Raw genomic sequence first — 22,329 nt, forward strand, 5'->3', positions numbered from 1 at the left:
CTCCATCGCCCGCCGGGAGGCGGAATGAGCGAAGCCAAAGCGGAAAAGGGTAAAGAGCTCAGCAACGACGCCGTCGATGCGCGTATATATATGGCGCTCATCGACGCCATCCTCGATCACAAGCTGCCACCCGGCACGCGGCTGGTCGAAGCGCCATTGTGCGAAGCCTTCGGCGTCACCCGCGGCACCTTGCGGCGGGTTTTCGTCAAACTGGCGCATGAACGCGTCATCGAGCTGCAACCCAATCGCGGCGCCATCATCGCCCTGCATGACATCGGCGAGGCGCGCGAAGTGTTTGAGGCGCGCGTCATCCTGGAGGTCGGCTCCGTCAAGGGACTGGCGGCCAAGCCGGGCAACAAGAACAAGGCCTTCGCCGAGCTGCGCGAGATGATCAAAAAAGAACACGCCCTGCGCGAAGACGGCAACTGGCGCGACTGGATCCGTCTTTCAGGCGAATTCCACATCAAGCTGGCCGAGGTGAATCAGAACGACATTGTCAGCGGCTATCTGCGGACCCTGATCGCCCGCACCTCGCTGCTGATCGGTCTCTACGAGACGCCCAAGCGCAACAGCTGCTCGGCCGACGAGCACATCGCCATCCTGGATGCGATCGAGCAAGGCCAGCCGGCGCTGGCGGCGCGCCTGATGGAACATCATCTCGGCGAATATGCGCTGGGTCTGCTGGCAGAGCCGACGCAGCCGGCGGAGATCGATTTCGGCAAGCTGTTTGCGCCGGTGCGCTGAACCCACCGGATTCGAAAATTTCTCAGGCGGGTTGACCGCCGTTGCTGTAACAGATGGAAAAAGGGTTAGCAGATTCTGCTAACCCTTTGTTTTTTCATCGACGTTCTTATAGGTAGGTAGATTTGATTTTTATTGTTTTTAAGCAATAATTTTAATTTCTCTTCAAATCTGTTCCTGACAGCAAGCTTTCATTCCGCTGAACAACTTTCCTGGTCCTGAAATGTAGTTTTAAAACTAAGTGCAAGTAGCAAAGCTACTTGTAACATTAGTACATATATTATTCGGCGTTATAGGTAAAGAGTGTTGTAATTCGCATTAAATCTATTGAATCTGTGTAGTTGAGGTAAAAAAGTGATGGAAATAAAAATTTTAATGTGTAGAATTAAATAAAATTTTTAGTAAAACTACATAAAATGTAGAGAGGCAAAAAGAAGTACGGACCGTTACATGGCTGTACGGAAACAATGCCCATAAAAAAGAATTCGGGTGCAATGCTCGAAAAATAGTGGAAGTCCCACAAGCAAATTTAGGAGATGAAATGAAAAAAGCTTCAAAAGTCGCATTTATTGCGAAGCCGCTCGCTGTTGCAGCCGTTCTGGCATGCGCATCCGCTGCCGTTCAGGCTCAGACCAATGTGACCGTCTATGGTCGTATCGATGCCGGCATCAACTATCAAAGCAACCAATTGAACGCCAACGGCACTCGCGGCAGCAAGTGGGGTATCGACGGCAACGAATGGGGCACCAGCATGTTCGGCTTCAAGGGCAATGAAGATCTGGGCGGCGGGTTGAAAGCGTTGTTTACCATTGAGAGCGGCTTCGACGCTTCCAACGGCAGCGTCAATGGATCCTCCTCCAATCCGGGTACATTGTGGTCGCGTCGTTCTTTCGTCGGTCTGAGCGGTTCTGCCGGTACGATCAAGATGGGTAAAGATCTGGCGATCCAAAGCGATCCGATCTGGGCGCTGGACCCAACTGGTCAACAAGCATTGAGCACTGCGACGCTGGTCAAGGAACGTAACTGGCCGCAAACCAACAACATGGTCAGCTATGAGTCGCCAAACTTCGGTGGCTTCTCGGCAACGGTGATGCACGGCTTCGGTGAGGCAGCAGGTTCGTTCACCAAGGGCGTTGGCTCAACCGTCACCACCAACGGCAGCCGCGACGGTATTTCTCTGGCCTTCGTGCAACCGAACTACGAACTGCGCGCCATCTATGATGTGCAACGCGACACCAACGGTCAGTACTCCTCGCTGTTCAGCTCCTCCAAGGAGTTGACACTGGGCGGCACCCTGACTATCGACAAGCTGAAATTGTTCGCCGGTTATGAAAACCTGCGTGCGAACTCGGTAGCGACAGGTAATCCTGATCGCGCCAATCACTACTGGTTGGGCGCCAACTACCAGATCACTCCGGCTCTGACGCTGATCGGTGCTGCCTATCACGTCAACGTCAATGCAGGCGTCGGCAGCGCAAACCTGTTCGTCCTCGGCGGCAACTACAGCCTGTCCAAGCGCACTCTGCTGTACGCAACCGTTGGTACGGTTCGTAACGGCGCCAACTCCGACTTCGCGGTCGAATACGGCGGCGGCGGCATCAAGGGCCAAAACCAGAACGCGTTCTACACTGGTATCAGCCACTCGTTCTAATTGTTCTGACGTAAGACAAGTCCGGGGTCCCGCGACCCCGGCACCGTCCTCGCGGGCATGATTCTGCCGTTCATAGTCGCGGCAGGGGCGTCCTGCGCGGGTCTGCAGCAAACGTGCTGTACTTTAGTCGGGCGGCACACGTAACGCAGAGTAGTCGTAGGTGTAGTGACATCCTGAGGAACTCCCCCTCTTGGCCCGTTCGATGTTGAGCGGGCTTTTTTATTGCCGCTGCATTTTCATCATCTCGCCATCGTCATTGCGCAGTCAGTCCGTAGCGAGCCTGATGCGTAGCGCATCGAAAGAAGCCGTCCACTCGGCGCGCCAGCGGCTGCGCTGATCGTCGCTGATCCAGGCCGCGTCAAGGCCGTTGAGCATGAAGTTACGCATGTCGTCCACGCCGAAACCGAATTCCGTCATCATCAGCCAGGCGCGCGTCGGCGTCACCAGGTGCAGCGTGGGATCGTCGGTGTTGGGATGCACGCGCACGCCGGCGTTGACCATGGCGCGGATCGGGTGATCCTGCGCCCAGCGTTCCGGCGGCAGGGTGCGCAGATAGTAGGAGTTGGTCGGCACCACGGTGAAGATCATGTCTTTGGCGATGCATTCCTGCATGTAGGCCGGATTATCGACGATGGTGTAGCCGTGATCGACGCGGTCGACCTTCAACTTCTCAATCGCCGTTTCCACATTGACCCAGGGCATGCCGAATTCGCCGGCGTGCGCGGTGGTCCTGAAACCGGCGGCTTGCGCATCGCGATAGGCCTGCAGGAACAGTTCCGGCGGTCTATCGTTTTCGCGGTAGTCCATGCCGATGCCGATGACTTCCGGCTGGCGATGTTCGGCCATCCAGCGCACCATGGCGACTGCTTCCAGCGGATCTGCTTCGCGGTCGATGCTGGGGATCAGCCTGCCGATCACGCCAAAGTCGCGTTGCGCCTCGCGAATCGCCAGCACAATGGCCGCCTGCGCCGAGGCATAGCTGATGCCGGACACGCGCACCGTGCCGGTCGGATTCCAAAAGAATTCGGTGTAGCGCACGCCATGGCTGTGCAGGTCTTCCAGATATTCGTAAGTGATGCGATGCAGGTCGCTCGGGCCCTGGATCAGGTGTGCATCCAGCGCGCGCAGCACGCGCAACACGCCGACCGGCTTTTCGCCGCGGGTGTAGAACGCATCGATATCTTCGCGCGACACGCGGTTGCCCGATTTCTCCGACAAGTCGATGAAAGTCTGCCTGCGCACCGCGCCGAACAAATGGCAATGCAATTCCATCTTGGGCATGGCGCGCACGAACTGTTCCAGGCTCAGCGGCGTTGTGTTGTCGCTATGCATGGCGCGCTCCTTGAATTGCAAAAATCACGGAGCGCGTGGCGATGACGGATGAATCAACTGCTTTCATAAAACCTGAATCCATTCTGTTCTGCTGCTGTTTTTTCTGTTCTACGCGTTTTGTGTACGCTGCCGGGAAGTGAGCTACGACAGCGTGCCCAGCAATTCCCGCATCATGCATTCCATGGCGCGCGGACCGTCGACGGTCATGGCGACTTCGGTGTTGGCTTCGGCGCGGCGCGGGACGCGGAACTCGCACACCGTCATGCCGCGCGTGAGGCGGCCTTGCACTTCAATGTCCACGCGCGCCGGCTTGAAGGAAAACAATTCCGGCCGACGCAGGTAGATCGCTACGGCCGGGTCGTACATCGGCATCGGCACCGAACCGTCGGCGCTGCGGATGCGCAGGTAGGCGTCGAAGTATCCCGCCAGCCATTTTGCGCGCGGCGTGCCGAGTGCGCGCACTTGCTGCACTTCGGCCGAGGTCACCAGCAACTGGCGGCACAGGTTCAGGCCGAACATGCGCAAGGGGATACCGGCGTTGAAGACGATGTCGGCCGCTTCCGGATCGGCGAAGATGTTGAATTCTGCGGCGGCGGTGTGGTTGCCCTGGTCGGCCGAACCTCCCATGAGGATGATTTCCCTGATCTGCGCCGCGATGTCTGGCGCGCGCTGCAAGGCGGTGGCGATGTTGGTCATCGGCGCGATGCACATCAGCGTCAGTTCGCCCGGATGCTTGCGCACCGCTTCAATCAATGCGTCGACCGCATGAGGCAAGGGGCTGCGCTGTTCGCGCGCTTCCTGCTCCGCTTCCGACTGGCGGATGTCGACGGTCGGCAGGGGCTCGCCGGTGGTTGCCATGCCGTCGGCGCCGAGGATGCATTGCGCAGTTTCCTGTGCGCCTGCCAGCGGCGCGTCGCAACCGGCATAGACCGGTACGTCGAGGTGATAGTGTTTCCTGATGCGCAAGGCGTTGTCGTAAGTCGTCGCCAGCGGAGCGTTGCCGGCCACGACGGAGACGCCCAGCCATTGCACGTCGAGATTGGCCGACAGCATCAGCATCGCGAGCCAGTCGTCGAAGCCGGGATCGGTATCCAGCCAGATTTTTTGCATGATGAATTCTTTCTTGCGTGTGATTTTCTTGTTGTTCTAGGCCGGCAAAAACAAGGCGCTGTCTGACGGCAGATCGAACGAGACCGTGTCGCCTTCACGCCATGTCGCAAAGCGCGCCTCGGCAAAACCTTTGACTTCGCCCAATGGCGTTTGCAGCAAATACTCCACCGAGTCGCCGAGGAAGCCGCGCGACAGGACGGTGCCCATGTAGGTGCCGATGCCGACGATCACGCGCTCCGGACGCCAGCCGATGCAGGCGGTGCCGGCAGGCACGGCCGCGCCGAATGACAGCTGTTGGTCGTTGCCCTGCAAGTTGCCGTCGCGATAATCGAAGATGTTTTCAAAGCCCATGAAGTTGGCGACGAAACGCGTGCGCGGCTGGCGGAACAGGTTTTCCGGCGCATCCATCTGCTCGATCTTGCCGGCATTCATCACCACGATGCGGTCCGACAGCGCCAGCGCTTCTTCCTGGTCATGGGTGACGTACAGCATGGTGATGCCGAGCTCGCGCTGGATGCGGCGCAGCTCCGCGCGCATCTGCACGCGCAGCTTGGCGTCGAGGTTGGACAGCGGCTCGTCCAGCAACAGCAGCTTGGGTTCGATGACAATCGCGCGCGCCAGGGCGACGCGCTGTTGCTGGCCGCCCGACATCTGCGCCGGCAGGCGGGCTTCGAAACCGGCGAGACCGACGGCGGCGATGACTTTTTCCACTTTCGCGCGCAGCGTCTTGTCGTCGACCTTGCGCAGGCGCAGGCCGAAGGCGACGTTGTCGAATACGTTCAGATGCGGAAACAGGGCATACGACTGGAACACCATGCCGATGTTGCGTTTGTTGGGCGGCAGGCGGCCGATGTCGCGGCCGTCCAGCGTGATGCTGCCGGCACGCAGGTCGATCAGGCCGGCAATGGCGCGCATGGTGGTGGTCTTGCCGCAGCCGCTCGGGCCGAGCAGCGAAATCAGTTCGCCTTGTTCGACCGACAGGTCCAGCTTTTCCACCGCGGCATTGCTTTTGCCGTAACCCAGCGCCAGTTGGCGCAATTCCAGATAGCTCATCGTGCTCTCGCGTCTCACATGTATTTTGAAATTCCCAGCACCTTCTCGGTCACCAGCACGAAGGCCATGGTGAACAGGACCAGCAAGGTCGACAGGGCGGCGATCGAAGGATCGAAACTGTTTTCCATATGGCCCAGCATCTCGATCGGCAAGGTGCTGATGCCGGGGCCGGTCAGGAACAGCGAGACCGGCACCTGGTTGAACGAGGTGACAAAGGCCAGGAAGAAAGCGGCAATGACGGCGCTGCGGATATTCGGCAGCACGATCAGGAAGAAGGTCTGCGCGCGCGAGGCGCCCAGCGTGATCGCGGCTTCTTCGATGTCGACGCGCAGGTTTACCAGGCTGGCGTACACCACGCGCACCGCATACGGCGTGAGCAAACCAATGTGGCCGATCAGCAAGCCGAGGAAGACCGGTGCATCCACCAGCAACACGAAATGGCGTAGCAGGCCGAGGCCGACCAGCATCGCCGGAACGATCAGCGGCGAGGTCAGGATCTGCTTGATCGCGCCCATGCCCGGCGGCGGCATGCGCGACATGGCGTAGGCCACCGGCACGCCCAGCAGCAAGGCGATCACGGTCGCCAGCAAGCCGATTTCAAGGCTGGTCTGGAAGGCGCGCTGGAATTCTTCCGCCGCCAGCACTTCAACGATCCAGCGCAGCGAATACGACGTCGGCGGAAACGCCAGCGTTTCGCCGGCGCTGAAACCGGCCAGGAAGACGATGATGAACGGTCCCAGCAGGAACAGGAACACCAGCCACAGGATGGTGCGGGAAAACAGACCTTCTTTCATGTGGAGCTCCGGCTGGAAGAGATGCGTTTCAATCCGGCGTTGACGGCCAGCGTCATGGCGACCAGTATCACGGCGATCACATTGGCGGTGCCGAAATCGCTTTCGACGCTGACTTTTTGGTAGAGCAGGGTTTCCAGCATCAGCACCTTGGGGCCGCCCAGCAATGCCGGCGTGACATAGGCAGTGACGCAGCCGGTAAACACCAGCGTGCCGCCGACGATCAGGCCTTCCTGCGTCAAGGGCAGCGTGACGCGGGTGAATACCTGCCAGGCATTGGCGCCGAGCGTGGAGGCGGCCAGCGTGATGTCGCGCGACAGATTCTCCATCGAGCTGACCAGCGACATCAGCATCAGCGGCAGCAGCAATTGCAGCAGGCCGACGAAGACCGCCATTTCGCTGAACAGCAGGCGCTGCGGCTCATCGGCCAGGCCCAGGTGCAACAGGATGGAATTGATCGCGCCGTTGCGGCCGAACAGCACGATCCAGGCATAGGTGCGCGCAATCGGCGACACCATCAGCGGCAGGATCATCATGCCCAGCACCAGGCCGCGATAGCGCGGCGACACGCGCACGATGGCTTGTGCCGCGGGATACGACAGCAGCGCCGAGAACAATGTCACCAACGCTGCGATGCGCAAGGTGCGCAGGAAGACCTGGCGATTGAGCGGTTCGGCAAAGAAGGCAATGAAGCGATCCACGCCCCAGTGCACCGCTGCGCCGTCGACGCTGTCCGGACCGCCGACGCGGAAGGCATCCAGCAACAGCGCCAGCACCGGCAGCAGGAAGCACACCACCGTAAAGATCAGGGCCGGCGTCACCAGCAGGATGCCTAAGCGTTTTTTATCATGTGCAACCATGTGTTGCGACTCCGTTGTACTTCGTTTACTTGTTGGTACTTGCTTGCTGCTTCAGATGCGCAAGCCCGGGATGGCGTGGCCGCGATCCCGGGCTTCAAGTGAAGCTGTCAGGGCTTATTTACTGCTGATGCCCTTGTTCCACTGCTCCAGCCATGCGGAACGATGCTTGAGCAGGGTTTCCGGCTTGACGAACTTGAGCGAGGCAATGTGTTCGCCGCCGTAGGTGTTGAACTCGGCCTTGTCTTTCGGCAGCACCACCTGGGTGTTCACGGGCGAATCGACCAGATCCATCGCCAGTGCAGTCTGTACTTCCTTCGACAGCCAGAAGTCCATCAGCTGATAAGCCAGATCGGCATTTTTGGATTTGTTGACGATGCCCATCACGTTCATGCCGGCGGCCTGGCCTTCGGCCGGAATGCTCCATTTCAGCGGCATGCCGGTCTTCATCAACTGCGCCCAGGTGAAGCGCGCCACCGGCGCGGCCCAGATTTCATCCTGGGCAAACAGCGAGGACAATTGCGCACTGTTTTTGGAGAAGGTCACCACGTTGTTCTTGATGGCCAGGATCTTTTGCATGCCGGTGCTGAAGTTTTCAGTCTTGCCGCCCCAGGCGATGTCCGCCATTTGCAGCGCCAGCGGGCCTTGCGTGGTGCTGACGTCGGGCAGCGCGATGCGGCCCTTCATGTCGTCGCGCCACAGGTCTTTCCACGAGGTCAGCGACTTGATCTTGTCGGTGCGGTACACCAGGCCGACCGAATAAATGGTGTAGCCGACCGCGTAGTTGCCGCCGATGGGATTGCGCGCGAACGGATAGATCTGGCTATAGTTCTTGAGCTTGCTGTAGTCCAGCGGCTGGATCAGCCCCTTGCGCGAGGCCTCCAGCATGCCGAAGTCCGACAACAACACCAGATCGACCACCGGATTGTCGCGGCGCGCATCCAGCTTGGCGATACGGTCGGCGTTGTTGCCGGTTTCGACCACGATTTCACAGCCGCATTTTTCCTTGAACGGCGCATACACGTACTTGTTGAACAGCGGCTGTGCGATCGGGTAGGCGGACAATACCAACGTACGTTTCTCGGCATGGGCTGGGGAGACTGCCAGGGTGAGCAGGCCCGTACCGAGCAGGGCAAGCATGCCCGCCAAACTTGCTTTTTTCAAAATAGATTTCCTTTAGACATAATCAGATGCGATGCCTATTTTAGGCCTGTCCATGTGAAGACAGGCCCGGGCCTTGCTTAAAAGACGTGACGCATGCCTAACATGAGGACGCCTTGATGCTTGTCGCTCGACGACGGGAAGCCGAAGATGGTGGCGTTCTTGGCGTCGCCGGCAGCGATCTGGTAGCTGTAGGTGATCGCCACGTCGGTGCGCTTGGACAGGAAGTAATCGGCCTGGAAGTTGACCTGGTGCCACTTCGGATTGGTGTTGATGGTGTCGTACTTGCCGACGGTGTAGAAATAGGACGCGCCCAGGTTCAGCGCCGGCGTCATGTGGTGCACCAGGTTCAGATCCAGGTTTTGCAGCGTCAGCTTGGTGTTGTCCAGGTAGTCGTACTTGACGTTGCTGTACATCATGCCGAAGTCGGTATCGCCCACGGTGTAAAAGCCGCCGGTGCCGAGGATGCGTTGCTTTTGTACGCCGACGGTGCTGTGGACGGCGCTCTTGTTGAACAGCAGCAGCGAGCTGGCGTAGTCGTTGGACATGGCGCCGTCAGGGCTCTGGGCGCTGTTGGGGGTATCCATCTGGGTATAGGCCACGGCCCACTTGAAGCGCTCGCTCTTGTAGCCGGAGCCGATGCTCATGACGCGGTTGATGCTGGTGTCGCCCGCCACTTCGCCGAAACCGTACAGCGCAGTGACGTTGAAATTGTTGAAAGTCGGGCTGATGTATTTGACGGAGTTTTGCGCGCGCAGGTTGTTGTAGCCGTTGTCGTTGTCGCCGATATGCACGCCGTTACTGGCAATCACCACCGGGCCGAGATAGTCCTTGACCGCTTCGTACTGGCGACCTACGGTCAGCGTACCCATGCTGTTGTTGCTCAGGCCGACGTAGGACAGGCGGCCGAACAGGCGGCCGTTTTGAGACGCGGCGCCGGTCATCATGTTGAAGCCGTTTTCCAGATTGAAGATGGCTTTCGAGCCGCCGCCCAGGTCTTCCTGGCCGCGGAAGCCGATGCGCGGATTCTGGTTGGTGCCGCTCAGGGCTTCCAGGTTGTGCGGGCCGCCCTGGTTGCTCAGATAGCCGATGCCGCCGGAGATCAAACCGTAAATTTCCACCTTGCTTTGCGCCTGTGCCTGGGCACCTGCCAACAGCGCTGGAATTGCCATTGTGCCGATCATCCATTGCTTCATCATCATCATCCCCCCGGAAATCGGGCGCAGAGCCCGAGAAAATAAAAAATACGTTTTAGGCGTTATGCCACCGGGATGCAGAATATGATAATTAGATAAATAATATAATTTGTTTATTTTTATAATTTCATAAATTTAACTTATAACCGTCTTGCGCGTATCCGGCAGGTAACGCGCATGGGGCGGTGAAAGCGGGCCATAGCCATGATCAAGCTCAATAACAAGGTTACCTTGCGCCACTTGCAGGCGCTGGCGACGTTGGCTTCCACCAACAGTTTCAGCCGGGCGGCGGAAGAGCTGTCCGTGACGCAGCCGGCGCTCAGCGCCTCCATCAAGCAGCTGGAGAACCAGCTCGGCACCAAGCTGTTCGACCGCACCACGCACCAGATCGGCCTGACGGCGCAGGGCGCGGTGGTGCTGGAATACGCCAGGCATCTGCTCAATACGGCGGCCAACACCTTCAACGACATCCAGCACGTCATCGGCACCGGACGGCATCGTATCCGCATCGGCGCCATTCCCTCGGCGGTCACGCTGACCGCGGCGGTGATCGCGCGCTATAACGCCGCCCATGACGAACATGTGGAAATCATGTTGTCGGACATGCCCAACGACGCACTGCTGGCGGCGCTGCATACCGGCAAGCTGGACTTTTGCGTCGGCATCAAGCCGCCCGACCCGGACGCGGCATCGCTCGATACCGTCACGCTGTTCGAGGATGAACTGGTGCTGATCGTGTCGCGCGAGCATCCGCTGGCCGGTTCCAAGGAAGTGCATTGGCGGCAGATGGCGGGCGAGGAGATCGTCTTGTTCACCCAGGGCAGCGTATGGGAATTCGCCTCGGCGGCCTTGCTGCAGCATGGTTTGTCGTCGTCCAAGCGCTATCAGGTCGTGCACAGCGAGTCGCTGTACGGCGTGGTGCGTTCGGGCATCGCCATCGGGATCATGCCGAGCCTGTACACCAGCTATCTGCGCGACGACACGCTGCACGTCGCGCCGCTGCGCTTTCCCACGCTCAAGCGCAAGATCGTGCTGATGCGGCGTAATGAAGTCAGCCGCAGCGAATGGACCGATCACTGCTTCCGCGAGTTGCGCAACGATCTGAAGCAGGCCAATCACTGGTTCTGAGACATTGACGCCTTGGATGGTTTGCAGTCGTCCCAGCGAATGCCGGGCCCCAGTGTCGTAACGACCTCCGATACGACGCTGGGTCCTGACTTTCGTCAGGACGACGGGGATACACTTTTTTGCATCAATCAAATTGGCAAGGCGCAAAGAAAAACCGGCAAGACCCAAAGGTCTTGCCGGTTGTTTTTATGCAAAAGGCTTATATGTTGCGCCTGCCTTCTTTGTCTCCGCCGCTTAACTGGTGAACCGATGCGCTCGCTTACTTGGTATGCGAGATCAGATTGGGTTTGCCGCCTTCTTCGCTGCGATCGGCCGGATGATCATCCGCAGCCGACACCTTGTCGCCGATGACGTCATGCGTGGAGGCGATGTGCGCCAGGATGCCCCGCTTGGCCTGGCGTTGCAGCTCGGCGAACGGGCTGGAGCGGTTCAACGACACGCCGACTGCCAGCACATCTACCAGCAGCAGCAGCAGGATGCGCGACACCATCGGGATGTGCATGGTGCTGCCTTCATCGTGCTCGACCGCCAGCGTGAAGTCGGCGCGCTTGGCCAGTTGCGAATTGCTCGGCGCCAGCGCGATGATGGTCGCGCCGGAGTTGACCGCCACTTCGACCGTGGTCGCCAGATGGCGCAGGCGGCCCGAGTTGGAGATGATCACGGCGACGTCCGTGTTCTTCAACAGCGATGCCGACACTTCCTGCAATTGCGGATCGGTGTAGGCGGTCGACGGGATGCCGAGGCGGAAGAACTTTTGTTGCGCGTCTTCCGCCACCAGGCCGCAGCTGCCGAAACCGTAGAACTCCACGCGGGTGGCGTGGCTCAGCACTTCGATGACCTTGCTCAGGGTGTCGGCATTGAGACTGTCGCGCACTTCCATCATGGCCGCGATGGTGTTGTCGACCACCTTGACGCCGACGTCCAGCGGCGAGTCGCCGACGTGCACCTGGCTGTGCGCGACCGGCACGGTGCCGGTGACGCCGGAGGCCAGCTTCAGCTTGAAGTCGGCCAGGCCCTGGCAGCCCATGGTGCGGCAGAAGCGGATCACGGTCGGCTGGCTGACGTTGGCGCGACGGGCGATTTCCGAAATCGGTTCGCTCATGACGGCGCGCGGGTGCGCCAGGATCAGGCTGGCGACGCGTTCTTCGGCCGGCGAGAATTGCGAGCGCGCCTTGCGGATGCGCTCCAGGAAAGGCACGGCATTGCCGCCGCCCAGGCGTTCCGCCAGGATCGCGGCGACGCCGACAAACGCCGGGTAGGGTGCGGTGATGACAAAGGTCGGGATCTTTTGCATGTAGGCGTCGAAACGCCCTTTGCTTTCGAAGCGGGCGCGGAAGGCCGAGCGTGCAAAGTAATCGCCCAGGTGCGGCACCACGCCGCCGCCGATATAAATCCCGCCCAGCGTGCCCAGCGTGACGGCGACGTTGGATGCCAGCGTGCCGAGCATGCCGCAGAAGCAATCGATCACTTCCAGGCACAGTGCGTCGTTCTGGTTCAGCGCGCGGTCGACGATCTGCGGCGCGCTCAATTCTTCGGCGTTCTTGATCTTGTTGATCTCGCACAGTGCGCTGTAAATCATTTCCAGGCCGGGGCCGGAGATCAGGCGTTCAGCCGAGACGTGCTTGTAAGTGCGCCAGCAATACTGCAGGATCGCCGCTTCTTTTTCATCGGCCGGCGAGAACGAGACGTGACCGCCTTCGCTGCCCAGCGCAATCCAGCGGCCTTCGCTCGGGATCAGGCCGCCCACGCCGAGGCCGGTGCCGGCGCCGACCAGGCCGATCACGCCGCCTTCCAGCCCTTGTCCGCCGCCGACCTGTATGCAGTGCGACTGCTCCAGATGCGGCAGCGCCATCGACAGCGCGGTGAAGTCATTGACCACCAGCAGCGTGTCGAGGCCGAGCAGCTTGCGCGTCTCTTCAATCGAAAACGCCCAGTGGTGATTGGTCATCTTGATCTGGTCGCCCTGCACCGGATTGGCGATGGCGATAGCCGCGTGGTGAATCGCCGGATGATCGTTGGTCGCCAGATAAGCTTTGACCGCCTGCGAAAACTCCGGGTAATCGGCGCAGCGCAGCGTCTGGATGGTGTCTATCTGCCCGGGCGCGCGTTCCAGCGCGAAGCGGGCATTGGTGCCGCCGATATCAGCCAACAAGCGCGGACCATCCATGAAGGTGTTCGACGGGTTGTAACTGCCATGTATGAGCGATGCTGAAGACATGTAGTAAAACTTTCCGAATAAAAACGGTTATGCGTTATCGGTGATTCTGAACGGTATGCAGATCGCAGTGGCGTATAGTAGCTCGCTTTGCGCAAATCCGTTTTGGTAAAGCTTTAACGCCTGATCCTGCCGGCGCGACCGCTTTACCGGTTCGATCACCGGTCTTCTGGCCAGTGCGCGCCGGCGCGCGACATCATTGCCGACGATGCACTGGGTCCCCAACTTCCAGCCAAATACGATTTCGGTGCGGCCGAGGTGCTCTGCCAGTGGCTGAGCAGCGGCTCCACCCAGCGCCACGCAGCTTCCTGCTCATCGCGGCGTACAAATAAAGACAGATTGCCGCGGATGACGTCCAATAGCAGACGTTCATACGCATCGGCTCGCTTTTGCTTGAACGCCTGGTCGAAGGCCAGATCCAGCGCCACCGGCTGGATCGCCATGCCGTCGCCGGGCTCTTTGGCAAAGCAATGCAGTTGTATCGATTCTTCCGGCTGCAGGCGGATCACCAGCCGATTGCTGGTCGGGATGCCGCTCGGCATCGGCAGGATCGCGTGCGGAATCGGCCGGAAGGTAATCACGATTTCCGCAGTGCGTTCCGCCAGGCGCTTGCCGGTGCGCAAGAAAAACGGCACGCCGGCCCAGCGCCAGTTGTTGATTTCGGCGTGCAGGGCGATAAAGCTTTCCGTCTTGGATTGCTTCGGGATGCCTGCTTCCTGGTGATAGCCGACGACCGGCTGGCCGCGCACCGCGCCCGCGGCGTATTGGCCGCGCACGGCGTGCGATTCCAGGTCGTCGCGGCTGAACGGTTTCAGGGCGCGCAGCACGCGTACTTTTTCATCCCGTATAGCGTTGGCATCAAGCGAGGTCGGAGGTTCCATCGCCACCATGCACAACAGTTGCAGCAAATGGTTCTGCACCATGTCGCGCAAGGCGCCGGTGCCGTCGTAGAACTCGCCGCGGCCTTCCACTCCGAGCTGTTCAGCGATGGTCAGTTGCACGTGTTCGATCGATTCGCGCCGCCACAGCGGTTCGAACAGGCTGTTGGCGAAGCGCAGCGCCAGCAGGTTCTGCACCGACTCCTTGCCTAAATAGTGATCGATGCGGTAGATCTGGTCTTCCGCGAACACGCGCGCCACGGCGTCGTTGATGGCGCGCGAGGACTGCAGGTCGTGGCCCAGCGGCTTTTCCAGCACGACGCGGGCGTTGTCCAGCGCGATGCCGCTGGCGGCCAGATGGTTGCAGATCGGTTCAAACAGTTTCGGCGAGGTCGCCAGATAAAACACCGTGACGGCTTCACCGCTCAGTTGCCGGCCGAGCAGGGCGTAGTCGGCCGCGTTGGTGGCATCCAGCACAACATAAGTAATGCGTTGAAGAAAACTTTGCCATTTTTTTGCGTTCTCAGCAGCAATGCCTTCGCTGACATGCATGCCAGCCTGGGTGTGCGCCCAGTCGAGATAAGCCTCCTGGCTCAATTGCTGGTTGGAAACGCAAATGATGCGACCGTCTTGATGCAATTTGCCGTCAAGATGCGCGGAGAACAGCGCTGGAATGATCTTGCGCATCGCCAGATCGCCTGTCGCTCCAAACAGGACGAAATTGAACTTGGTTTCTTCTTGCATGTGATTTTGATGTAACTAAACAAAAACTTGTGTTGCAATGTTACTGTAGCATTACTACAATTACAAGCGAGCGACGGGAGTTTGCCCTAATAATTAAATTTTATTGCGGCAGTTTTTGTAGTTTTAGTAAAGTGACTGGGATCTATTCAGGTCTCAGGGCAAAGAGTGTCCACCAGGCACCGCCAACCAGTAGCAAGTTCTCTCCCCCGGGAACGCTGACCTTGCCGCGATGCAAGTCGCCGGCAATTTTTAAAACACAGGAGATAAAAAATGATGTTGAAGCACGCCATTAAAAAAAGTCTGATCGCCACCAGCCTGATCGCAGCTTCCACCGTAGCGTATGCCGCGGAAGTGGAAGTGCTGCATTACTGGACCTCCGGCGGTGAAGCAAAATCGGTTGCTGAACTGAAAAAAATCATGGAAGCCAAGGGCGTTACCTGGAAAGATTTCGCCGTTGCAGGCGGCGCGGGTGAGAACGCCACGACCGCGCTGAAGGCGCGCGTCATCGCCGGCAGCCCTCCGACAGCCGCCCAGATCAAGGGCCCTGCCATTCAGGAATGGGGTCAGGAAGGTGTGTTGGCCAATATTGATTCCGCCGCCACCGCCGGCAAGTGGGATTCCCTGTTGCCGAAGTCGGTCTCCAGCGTGATGAAGTATCAAGGCCACTACGTCGCCGCACCGGTCAACGTGCACCGTGTGAACTGGCTGTGGATCAACCCGGAAGTGCTGAAAAAAGCCGGCGCCAAGACCCCGACCACCTGGGATGAATTCTTCGACGCTGCAGAAAAGATCAAGAAGGCCGGCTTCGTCGCCGTTGCCCATGGCGGCCAGCCATGGCAGGACGCCACCGTGTTTGAAACCGTCGCCCTGGGCGTCGGCGGCGCCGACTTCTATCAGAAGGCGTTGGTGAAACTGGACCAAACAGCCCTGACCAGCGCCAACATGGTCAAGACTTTTGACACACTGGGCAAGATCAAGACCTACATCGACAAGGATTCTGCAGGCCGCGACTGGAACCTGGCGACCGCCATGGTCATCAACGGCAAGGCCGGCATGCAATTCATGGGCGACTGGGCCAAGGGCGAGTTCACCACCGCCGGCAAGCAGCCGGGCAAGGACTATCTGTGCGTAGCAGCACCGGGCACCGACAAGTCCTACACCTTCAACATCGACTCGATCGCCATGTTCAAGGTCAAGAATCCTGACTCGCAAAAGGCGCAGCTGACCTTGGCAACCGCCATCATGAGCCCGGAATTCCAGGAAGTATTCAACCTGAACAAGGGTTCGATCCCGGTCCGTCCTGATATCCCGCGCGGCAAATTCGACAGCTGCGCCACCAAGTCGATGGACGACTTTGCCGCATCGAGCAAAGCCAATACACTGGAGCCAAGCATGGCCCACGGTATGGCCATCAGCTCGGCCGCTCAAGGCGCGATGTTCGACGTGATTGCCAAGTTCATGAATTCCAACATGACTTCGCAAGCCGCCGTGCAAGCCCTGGCAAAAGCAGCTAAAACTCAATAAGCAATAAGAAGTAATTAGAAGCAGTGTAATAAGGCCTGCTCCGCAGCACGCTCCGGCGTGTTTGCGGACAGGGTATTTACGGGGCGGGCGCAGCGGTCAGGCGCCCATCGTCGTGAAAGGCCGGCAAGATTGTCCGGCCGGCTTCGCGATATTTCCCCGGGTTCAGGAGACATGCATGTCCAACTCAACAGTTTCCCTGTCGTCGACTGGTTCGAACGCAGCCGGCAAGCCCGCGCGCCGACACAGTGGAAAATTCGCCGCGCTGGCCGATAACTGGCTGCCGCGTCTGGTCTTATCGCCGACCATCATTTTGTCGCTGGTCTTTGTTTACGGCTTCATCGCACTCACCGGCTATCTGTCGCTGACCAATTCGCGCCTGATGCCCAACTACGAATTTGCCGGATTCGATCAATACACCCGATTGTTCGCCCTCGACCGCTGGTGGACGGCTGCAGCCAACCTGGGCATTTTCGGCGGGCTGTTCATCCTGCTGTGCCTGGTCATCGGCCTGTTCATGGCAATTTTGCTGGATCAGAAGATCCGCGCCGAAGGCGCATTGCGCGCGGTGTATCTGTACCCGATGGCGCTGTCCTTCATCGTGACCGGCGCCGCCTGGAAATGGATTCTCAATCCCGGCCTCGGCCTGGAAAAAATGATGCATGACTGGGGCTTCGCCAACTTTACCTTCGACTGGCTGGTCAACTCCGACATGGCGATCTACACCGTCGTCATTGCCGGCGTGTGGCAGTCGTCGGGGTTTGTGATGGCGCTGTTCCTGGCCGGTTTGCGCGGCATCGACGACGCCATCATCAAGGCGGCGATGGTCGACGGCGCCAGCTTGCCGACCATTTATCGCCGCATCGTCATCCCGGCGCTGCGCCCGGTGTTCTTCAGCGTGCTGCTGGTGCTCGGCCATATCGCGATCAAGAGTTTCGACCTGGTGATGGCATTGACCGCAGGCGGCCCCGGCACCTCGTCGGACTTGCCGGCGATCTTCATGTATCAGTTCTCTTTCACGCGCGGACAGCTCGGCCTGGGCGCCGCTTCTGCCGTGATGATGTTGGCGACCGTGCTGGCCGTGCTGGTGCCTTTGATGTATCTGGAAACGAAAGGAACCCGCAATGGCCGTTGATACATTTGCTCCCAAGGGCGGGCTGAACCAGGAGCGCAAGCCGCTGACTATCGGCCGCGTGCTGATCTATATCCTGCTGGTGTTGGTGGCGCTGTACTACCTCGCGCCGCTGTACGTGATGATCACCACCTCGCTGAAATCGCTCGACGAAATCCGCACCAGCAACCTGCTGGCGCCGCCGATGTCGCCGACCACTGCCGCCTGGGGTAAAGCCTGGGACAGCGCCTGCACCGGCGTCGACTGCGGCGGCCTGGCGCCGTTCTTCTGGAATTCGTTGAAGATGACGATCCCGGCCGTGCTGATCTCGACACTGATCGGCTCGCTCAACGGCTACGTGCTGGCGCACTGGCGTTTTCGTGGTTCCGAGGCGCTGTTCGCAGCACTGATGGTGGGCTGCTTCATTCCGTTCCAGGTGGTGATCCTGCCGATGGCGCGCTTGCTGGGCATGTTCGACCTGGCTAACACCACGCCGGGCCTGATCTTCGTGCACATCGTCTACGGTATTGCCTTCACCACGCTGTTCTTCCGCAACTACTACGTCACGGTGCCGGAAGAACTGGTCAAGGCAGCGCGCATCGACGGCGCCGGATTCTTCCTGACCTACCGCAAGATCATCTTCCCGCTGTCGCTGCCGATTTTCATGGTCTGCTTCATCTGGCAGTTCACGCAGATCTGGAACGACTTCCTGTTCGGCGTGGTGTTCGGCGGTTCGGATGCGAAACCGGTGACCGTGGCGCTGAACAACCTGGTCAATACCTCGACCGGTGTGACCGAGTACAACGTCAATATGGCGGCGGCGATCATCGCGGCGCTACCGACGCTGCTGGTATATATCCTCGCTGGTAAATACTTTGTGCGTGGACTGACAGCCGGCGCCGTCAAGGGTTAAGCAGTTCAAGAACAGAATTCATGGAGATGTAAAAGAAATGGCAAGCTTATCAATTCGCAACGTACGCAAGGTTTACCCCAACGGCAATGAAGTCCTCAAGGGCATCGATCTGGAAATCGAAGACGGCCAGTTCCTGATTCTGGTCGGCGGCTCCGGCTGCGGCAAGTCGACCCTGCTCAACATGATCGCCGGCCTGGAGACCGTTTCCGAAGGCGAGATCATGATCGGCGACCGCGTCGTCAACAACGTCGCCCCGAAAGAACGCGACATCGCCATGGTGTTCCAGTCGTATGCGCTGTATCCGACCATGACAGTGCGCGAAAACATTTCCTTCGGCCTCGGCATTCGCAAGATCCCCAAAGCCGAGCAAAAGGAAATCGTCGAGCGCGTCGCCAACATCCTGCAGATCACCCATCTGCTGGATCGCAAGCCGGCGCTGCTGTCCGGCGGCCAGCGCCAGCGCGTGGCGATGGGCCGCGCGATTGCGCGCGATCCCTCGCTGTTCCTGTTCGACGAACCGCTGTCGAACCTGGACGCCAAGCTGCGCGTCGAAATGCGCGCCGAAATCAAGCGCATGCATCAACGCCTCGGCAGCACCATCGTCTACGTCACGCACGACCAGATCGAAGCAATGACGCTGGGCGACCGCATCGCCGTCATGAAGGACGGCGTGGTTCAGCAGTTCGGCAGCCCGCAAGAGATTTACGACTCGCCGAGCAACCTGTTCGTTGCCGGCTTCATCGGCTCGCCGTCGATGAACTTCCTGCGCGGCAAACTGACTACTGACGGCTCCGCACCGGCATTCGAACTGGACCACGGCGGTCGCAAGACCTTGCTGACTTTGCCGCTGAACGGTCACACCGACGCAGTTGCAAAGTGGGTCGGCCGCGACATCGTGCTCGGCATTCGTCCGGAACACGTCACCGACGCCATGAGCGCTCGCAACGGAGACCCGCTCAGCACCACCGGCAGCTATCGCCCAACCGAAGTCGACTGCACGGTCGAGCTGACCGAGCCAACCGGCCCGGATACCTTGGTGGTGGCCCGTTTCAACGACGCGCCGGTGACGTGCCGCACGCACCCGCGCGCAGGCGCCTTGCCAAACGAACCGCTTAAACTGGCCTTCGATCTGACCAAGGCCTTGTTGTTTGATCCGGCTTCGGAACAACGGATCGCCTGAGGCATCGAGCAGACGGCGAAACGATAAAACCCCGCAGTGTCGCCACTGCGGGTTTTTTTATTGGCGATCCGTGCAGGAGCGTTGCTTTTGTCGAATGCTCCCCGGTAAATCTTTTAGCCTTGCAATTCAGTCCATGAACAAATCGCGGAAGGTTGATTGGTGTAGTCGATGTTTACTGCAATTTCGTTGTCGCTTCAAATTTCTCGAAGGCCTCCAGGACGGTTTTTTCCAACTCGTCGTTATCCCAAGGCTTGACGAGGAATTTATATATGGCGCCCTGGTTAATTGCCTGCGTGACGCTTTGCAGATTCGCATGCCCTGTTAACATGATCCGTACCGTGTTGGGAAACATGTGGCTCACCTTTTCCAACAATTCAGTTCCCAATACATCAGGCATCTGATGATCCGTAAGTACGACACCGATTTGATGTTTCGCCAGGATTTCGAAGGCTTCCGTCGCGTGACTGGCTGTAAATATCTGATAACCGGAACGGCTCAGTGTGCGTCGTATTGCGGAGAGGATATTCACCTCATCGTCTACGACAAGCAATGCGCGGGCATAGGATTGCCGGCGAATGGATTCCATTGGTAAAGAAATATCACGCTCAAGCAGCGAGGTGCAGTCCTGGGCCGGCAGAGGCGTACTGAAATAGTAGCCTTGAATTTTGTCGCATCCCTCGGCATGGAGCATTTTGAGTTGGCTGATAGTTTCAACACCCTCGGCGATGACTTCCAGACGCAGGCTTTTTGCGATGGCAATAATGGATCTGCAAATGGCCAAGTCATGCGGATCTTCCACCAGATCGCGCACAAACGACCTGTCGATCTTAAGCCGGCCGACAGGAAATCTCTTCAGATAACTCAGATTGGAATAACCGGTACCGAAATCATCAATAGAAAGCGTAATGCCGAGTTTTCGCAAATGGACCATGATGGCAATACTCTTCTCAGGATCGTCCATCGAAACACTCTCGGTCAACTCCAATTCGAGAAACTGAGGGTCTAGTTTAGATTCGTCAAGAATGTGGCCAAGTAGTACCTTGAGATCTTTTTCCGTGAACTGCATCGCGGATAGGTTTACCGCGATAGTCCCCGGCTTGAATCCCATCTCTTGCCACGCCTTGCACTGGCGACATGCCGTTCTCAGTACCCATTCGCCCAATTCAAAGATCAAATCGGACTCTTCCGCCAACGCGATAAATTCGGCGGGCATGAGCAATCCTCTTTCAGGATGATTCCATCGAACCAATGCTTCGAATCCGGCGATTCTTCCATTCTTCAAAGATACCTGCGGCTGATAGTGCAATACAAGGGCATCATGTCGGATGGCATCTCTCAGCTGAGTAGCGAGAACATGGCGGAGTGCAATTTCCTTATTGAAGTCTGGAGAATAGAATTGATGATGGTCGTGGATACTCAACTGTGCACGATGCAAAGCAATTTCGGCATAGTGCAATAGAGTTTCTGACGTGTGAGTGTCGTTGGGGGAAATGGAAATGCCAAGTTTGGGAAACAGGTGGACGCTGGGTTGATCCGGGATCGGATAAGGATCCATTAATATTCGAATCAAATCTCCAATGACAATATCCAGCTCGTTCTGCTCTGCACCTTCTAACAAGACAGCAAAAACGCCATCGGAATATTGTGCAATTGTTGCTTCTTCAGGACGTTTCCAGGACTGCAGGCGTTGTGCCACGGCGATAGATAGAGCGATGCTTGCCTGTGTGCCGAGTGCGTCCCGGATCTGAGTATGACCGTTCAATTCAACGAGCAGAAGTACAACCAACGTGTCGTCTGATTCCCTCCGCAGAATGGCTTGGTTTAAACGATCTCGCAAAACTACGCGATTTGGTAATCCTGTAACGTGGTCGAAGTGGCTCAATTGATAAATTTTTTCTTCAGCCTCTTGCCACTCAGTAATATCGATGCCGCTAATGATGAAAATAGTTTTGAAATAACGATTTTCCAAAATATTCAGAGAGCAGAGAATGGTACGTGGCCGGCCATCGTGTGCAAGCCATTCACTCTGATACTGCAGCGGAAACAATGACCGTTCAGTTTTTTGATAGCGCTCTTTTTCGTCGAGTGCCTGGGAGGGAGTAAAGAACACATCCCAGAAGCACAATCCCAGAACATCCGCGCCTGCATAGCCGGTGGACTTTTCTCCTGCATGGTTGAAGCGAAGTATGCGACCTTCTAAATCGAGCATGACGCCTATGGCGCCGGCGGTGTCAAAGACAGTGGAAAGCAGATGACTCTCTGCATATAGTATCTCTTCGGTTCTTCGTCTAATTGCACGTTCATGGGACTCTTGTAGTGCACGGCGTACGGACGACGGCAGGCGCGCAATATTACTTTTAAGGACATAGTCGTAGGCGCCCACCCTCAGTGCCTGAATCGCAAGTTCTTCGCCAATTGTTCCGGAGACAAAGATAAAGGGGACGTCAGGAGTTTGTTCCTTGGCAATGCGCAGAGCAGTCATTCCGTCAAAAACCGGCAGCGAAAAGTCGCACAAGATGATGTCTACGCGACCTTGCAGTGCATGCAGAAAATCGGCAGGTGTGTCAACACGTTCAAAAGAAGAGTGCAGGCCGGATCGTTCAAGTTCGTGATACACGAGCTGAGCGTCTTCAATTACATCCTCGACAAAGATAATGCGAAGGTTTTCTTCTGAGTATGAAGGAAACTCAGCAAGCGCCGCTTTATACATAGACTTTGTACCGGAAGGAAAGATCTGGACCGAAATT

General features: G+C 58.1%; 17 protein-coding genes. 7 read left to right on the forward strand and 10 right to left on the reverse strand.

The window, feature by feature from the left end; translation table 11 throughout:
• Positions 1-24 precede the first annotated feature (24 nt).
• The gene (locus AKL25_RS10240) at positions 25-744 is read left to right on the forward strand and encodes a GntR family transcriptional regulator (RefSeq protein WP_050477527.1); all 720 of its coding nucleotides are present in this window, start codon (positions 25-27) and stop codon (positions 742-744) included.
• Between the two features lie 538 nt (positions 745-1,282).
• Positions 1,283-2,392, forward strand: coding sequence for a porin (locus AKL25_RS10245; protein WP_050477528.1), 1,110 nt, complete (start codon positions 1,283-1,285; stop codon positions 2,390-2,392).
• A gap of 264 nt (positions 2,393-2,656) precedes the next feature.
• Here AKL25_RS10245 and AKL25_RS10250 read toward each other — a convergent pair whose 3' ends face one another.
• The 7 genes from AKL25_RS10250 to AKL25_RS10280 form a co-directional block, all read right to left on the reverse strand.
• On the reverse strand, positions 2,657-3,724 hold the full coding sequence (locus AKL25_RS10250; protein ID WP_050477529.1) for an adenosine deaminase family protein: 1,068 nt from the start codon (positions 3,722-3,724) through the stop codon (positions 2,657-2,659).
• A 141-nt stretch (positions 3,725-3,865) separates the two neighbouring features.
• Positions 3,866-4,834, reverse strand: coding sequence for a nucleoside hydrolase (locus AKL25_RS10255; protein ID WP_050477530.1), 969 nt, complete (start codon positions 4,832-4,834; stop codon positions 3,866-3,868).
• A 36-nt stretch (positions 4,835-4,870) separates the two neighbouring features.
• The gene (locus tag AKL25_RS10260) at positions 4,871-5,887 is read right to left on the reverse strand and encodes an ABC transporter ATP-binding protein (RefSeq protein ID WP_050477531.1); all 1,017 of its coding nucleotides are present in this window, start codon (positions 5,885-5,887) and stop codon (positions 4,871-4,873) included.
• A gap of 14 nt (positions 5,888-5,901) precedes the next feature.
• Positions 5,902-6,681: an ABC transporter permease gene (locus tag AKL25_RS10265; RefSeq protein WP_050477532.1), complete on the reverse strand. Its 780-nt coding sequence runs from the start codon at positions 6,679-6,681 to the stop codon at positions 5,902-5,904.
• Positions 6,678-7,538, reverse strand: a complete 861-nt coding sequence (locus AKL25_RS10270; protein WP_050477533.1) for an ABC transporter permease — start codon at positions 7,536-7,538, stop codon at positions 6,678-6,680. The genes AKL25_RS10265 and AKL25_RS10270 overlap by 4 nt, the downstream gene beginning before the upstream one ends.
• A gap of 114 nt (positions 7,539-7,652) precedes the next feature.
• Entirely contained in the window at positions 7,653-8,675 is a 1,023-nt protein-coding gene (locus AKL25_RS10275) for an extracellular solute-binding protein (protein ID WP_050477581.1), read from the reverse strand.
• 101 nt (positions 8,676-8,776) lie between these two features.
• The gene (locus AKL25_RS10280) at positions 8,777-9,880 is read right to left on the reverse strand and encodes a porin (RefSeq protein ID WP_083444642.1); all 1,104 of its coding nucleotides are present in this window, start codon (positions 9,878-9,880) and stop codon (positions 8,777-8,779) included.
• Between the two features lie 216 nt (positions 9,881-10,096).
• On the opposite strand from AKL25_RS10280, the gene AKL25_RS10285 reads away from it, so the two are divergent.
• A complete protein-coding gene (locus tag AKL25_RS10285; protein ID WP_050477534.1) occupies positions 10,097-11,020 on the forward strand; it encodes a LysR family transcriptional regulator in 924 nt (307 codons plus the stop codon).
• A gap of 259 nt (positions 11,021-11,279) precedes the next feature.
• Here the strand turns inward: AKL25_RS10285 and AKL25_RS10290 are convergent, their stop codons facing one another.
• Together AKL25_RS10290 and zwf are read right to left on the reverse strand one after the other, a co-directional pair.
• On the reverse strand, positions 11,280-13,238 hold the full coding sequence (locus AKL25_RS10290) for a glucokinase (protein WP_050477535.1): 1,959 nt from the start codon (positions 13,236-13,238) through the stop codon (positions 11,280-11,282).
• A 155-nt stretch (positions 13,239-13,393) separates the two neighbouring features.
• Positions 13,394-14,857 carry a glucose-6-phosphate dehydrogenase gene (zwf, locus tag AKL25_RS10295; RefSeq protein ID WP_050477536.1) on the reverse strand — a complete coding sequence of 488 codons (1,464 nt, stop codon included), beginning with the start codon at positions 14,855-14,857 and terminating at the stop codon, positions 13,394-13,396.
• Positions 14,858-15,127: 270 nt separating this feature from the next.
• Between zwf and AKL25_RS10300 the strand changes: the two genes are divergently transcribed.
• The 4 genes from AKL25_RS10300 to AKL25_RS10315 all read left to right on the forward strand — a co-directional run bounded on the left by AKL25_RS10300 (position 15,128) and on the right by AKL25_RS10315 (position 19,582).
• Entirely contained in the window at positions 15,128-16,381 is a 1,254-nt protein-coding gene (locus tag AKL25_RS10300; protein WP_050477537.1) for an ABC transporter substrate-binding protein, read from the forward strand.
• Between the two features lie 175 nt (positions 16,382-16,556).
• Positions 16,557-17,513: a carbohydrate ABC transporter permease gene (locus tag AKL25_RS10305; RefSeq protein ID WP_050477538.1), complete on the forward strand. Its 957-nt coding sequence runs from the start codon at positions 16,557-16,559 to the stop codon at positions 17,511-17,513.
• Positions 17,503-18,402: a carbohydrate ABC transporter permease gene (locus AKL25_RS10310; protein WP_050477539.1), complete on the forward strand. Its 900-nt coding sequence runs from the start codon at positions 17,503-17,505 to the stop codon at positions 18,400-18,402. Before AKL25_RS10305 ends, AKL25_RS10310 begins: the two co-directional genes overlap by 11 nt.
• Before the next feature lie 37 nt (positions 18,403-18,439).
• Entirely contained in the window at positions 18,440-19,582 is a 1,143-nt protein-coding gene (locus AKL25_RS10315; RefSeq protein WP_050477540.1) for an ABC transporter ATP-binding protein, read from the forward strand.
• 172 nt (positions 19,583-19,754) lie between these two features.
• On the opposite strand, the gene AKL25_RS10320 is transcribed toward AKL25_RS10315, so the two are convergent.
• Positions 19,755-22,292: an EAL domain-containing protein gene (locus AKL25_RS10320; RefSeq protein ID WP_050477541.1), complete on the reverse strand. Its 2,538-nt coding sequence runs from the start codon at positions 22,290-22,292 to the stop codon at positions 19,755-19,757.
• Positions 22,293-22,329 lie beyond the last annotated feature (37 nt).

Source organism: Herbaspirillum rhizosphaerae, assembly GCF_001189965.1.
Classification (GTDB): domain Bacteria; phylum Pseudomonadota; class Gammaproteobacteria; order Burkholderiales; family Burkholderiaceae_D; genus Herbaspirillum; species Herbaspirillum rhizosphaerae.

Coding starts and splice junctions, on each gene's coding strand:
- AKL25_RS10270 (WP_050477533.1), bottom strand. CDS start 7,538: ATGGTTGCACATGATAAAAAACGCTTAGGCATCCTGCTGGTGACGCCG.
- zwf (WP_050477536.1), bottom strand. CDS start 14,857: ATGCAAGAAGAAACCAAGTTCAATTTCGTCCTGTTTGGAGCGACAGGC.
- AKL25_RS10315 (WP_050477540.1), top strand. CDS start 18,440: ATGGCAAGCTTATCAATTCGCAACGTACGCAAGGTTTACCCCAACGGC.
- AKL25_RS10255 (WP_050477530.1), bottom strand. CDS start 4,834: ATGCAAAAAATCTGGCTGGATACCGATCCCGGCTTCGACGACTGGCTC.
- AKL25_RS10245 (WP_050477528.1), top strand. CDS start 1,283: ATGAAAAAAGCTTCAAAAGTCGCATTTATTGCGAAGCCGCTCGCTGTT.
- AKL25_RS10260 (WP_050477531.1), bottom strand. CDS start 5,887: ATGAGCTATCTGGAATTGCGCCAACTGGCGCTGGGTTACGGCAAAAGC.
- AKL25_RS10305 (WP_050477538.1), top strand. CDS start 16,557: ATGTCCAACTCAACAGTTTCCCTGTCGTCGACTGGTTCGAACGCAGCC.
- AKL25_RS10240 (WP_050477527.1), top strand. CDS start 25: ATGAGCGAAGCCAAAGCGGAAAAGGGTAAAGAGCTCAGCAACGACGCC.
- AKL25_RS10280 (WP_083444642.1), bottom strand. CDS start 9,880: ATGATCGGCACAATGGCAATTCCAGCGCTGTTGGCAGGTGCCCAGGCA.
- AKL25_RS10250 (WP_050477529.1), bottom strand. CDS start 3,724: ATGCATAGCGACAACACAACGCCGCTGAGCCTGGAACAGTTCGTGCGC.
- AKL25_RS10285 (WP_050477534.1), top strand. CDS start 10,097: ATGATCAAGCTCAATAACAAGGTTACCTTGCGCCACTTGCAGGCGCTG.
- AKL25_RS10265 (WP_050477532.1), bottom strand. CDS start 6,681: ATGAAAGAAGGTCTGTTTTCCCGCACCATCCTGTGGCTGGTGTTCCTG.
- AKL25_RS10275 (WP_050477581.1), bottom strand. CDS start 8,675: ATGCTTGCCCTGCTCGGTACGGGCCTGCTCACCCTGGCAGTCTCCCCA.
- AKL25_RS10320 (WP_050477541.1), bottom strand. CDS start 22,292: ATGTATAAAGCGGCGCTTGCTGAGTTTCCTTCATACTCAGAAGAAAAC.
- AKL25_RS10300 (WP_050477537.1), top strand. CDS start 15,128: ATGATGTTGAAGCACGCCATTAAAAAAAGTCTGATCGCCACCAGCCTG.
- AKL25_RS10290 (WP_050477535.1), bottom strand. CDS start 13,238: ATGTCTTCAGCATCGCTCATACATGGCAGTTACAACCCGTCGAACACC.
- AKL25_RS10310 (WP_050477539.1), top strand. CDS start 17,503: ATGGCCGTTGATACATTTGCTCCCAAGGGCGGGCTGAACCAGGAGCGC.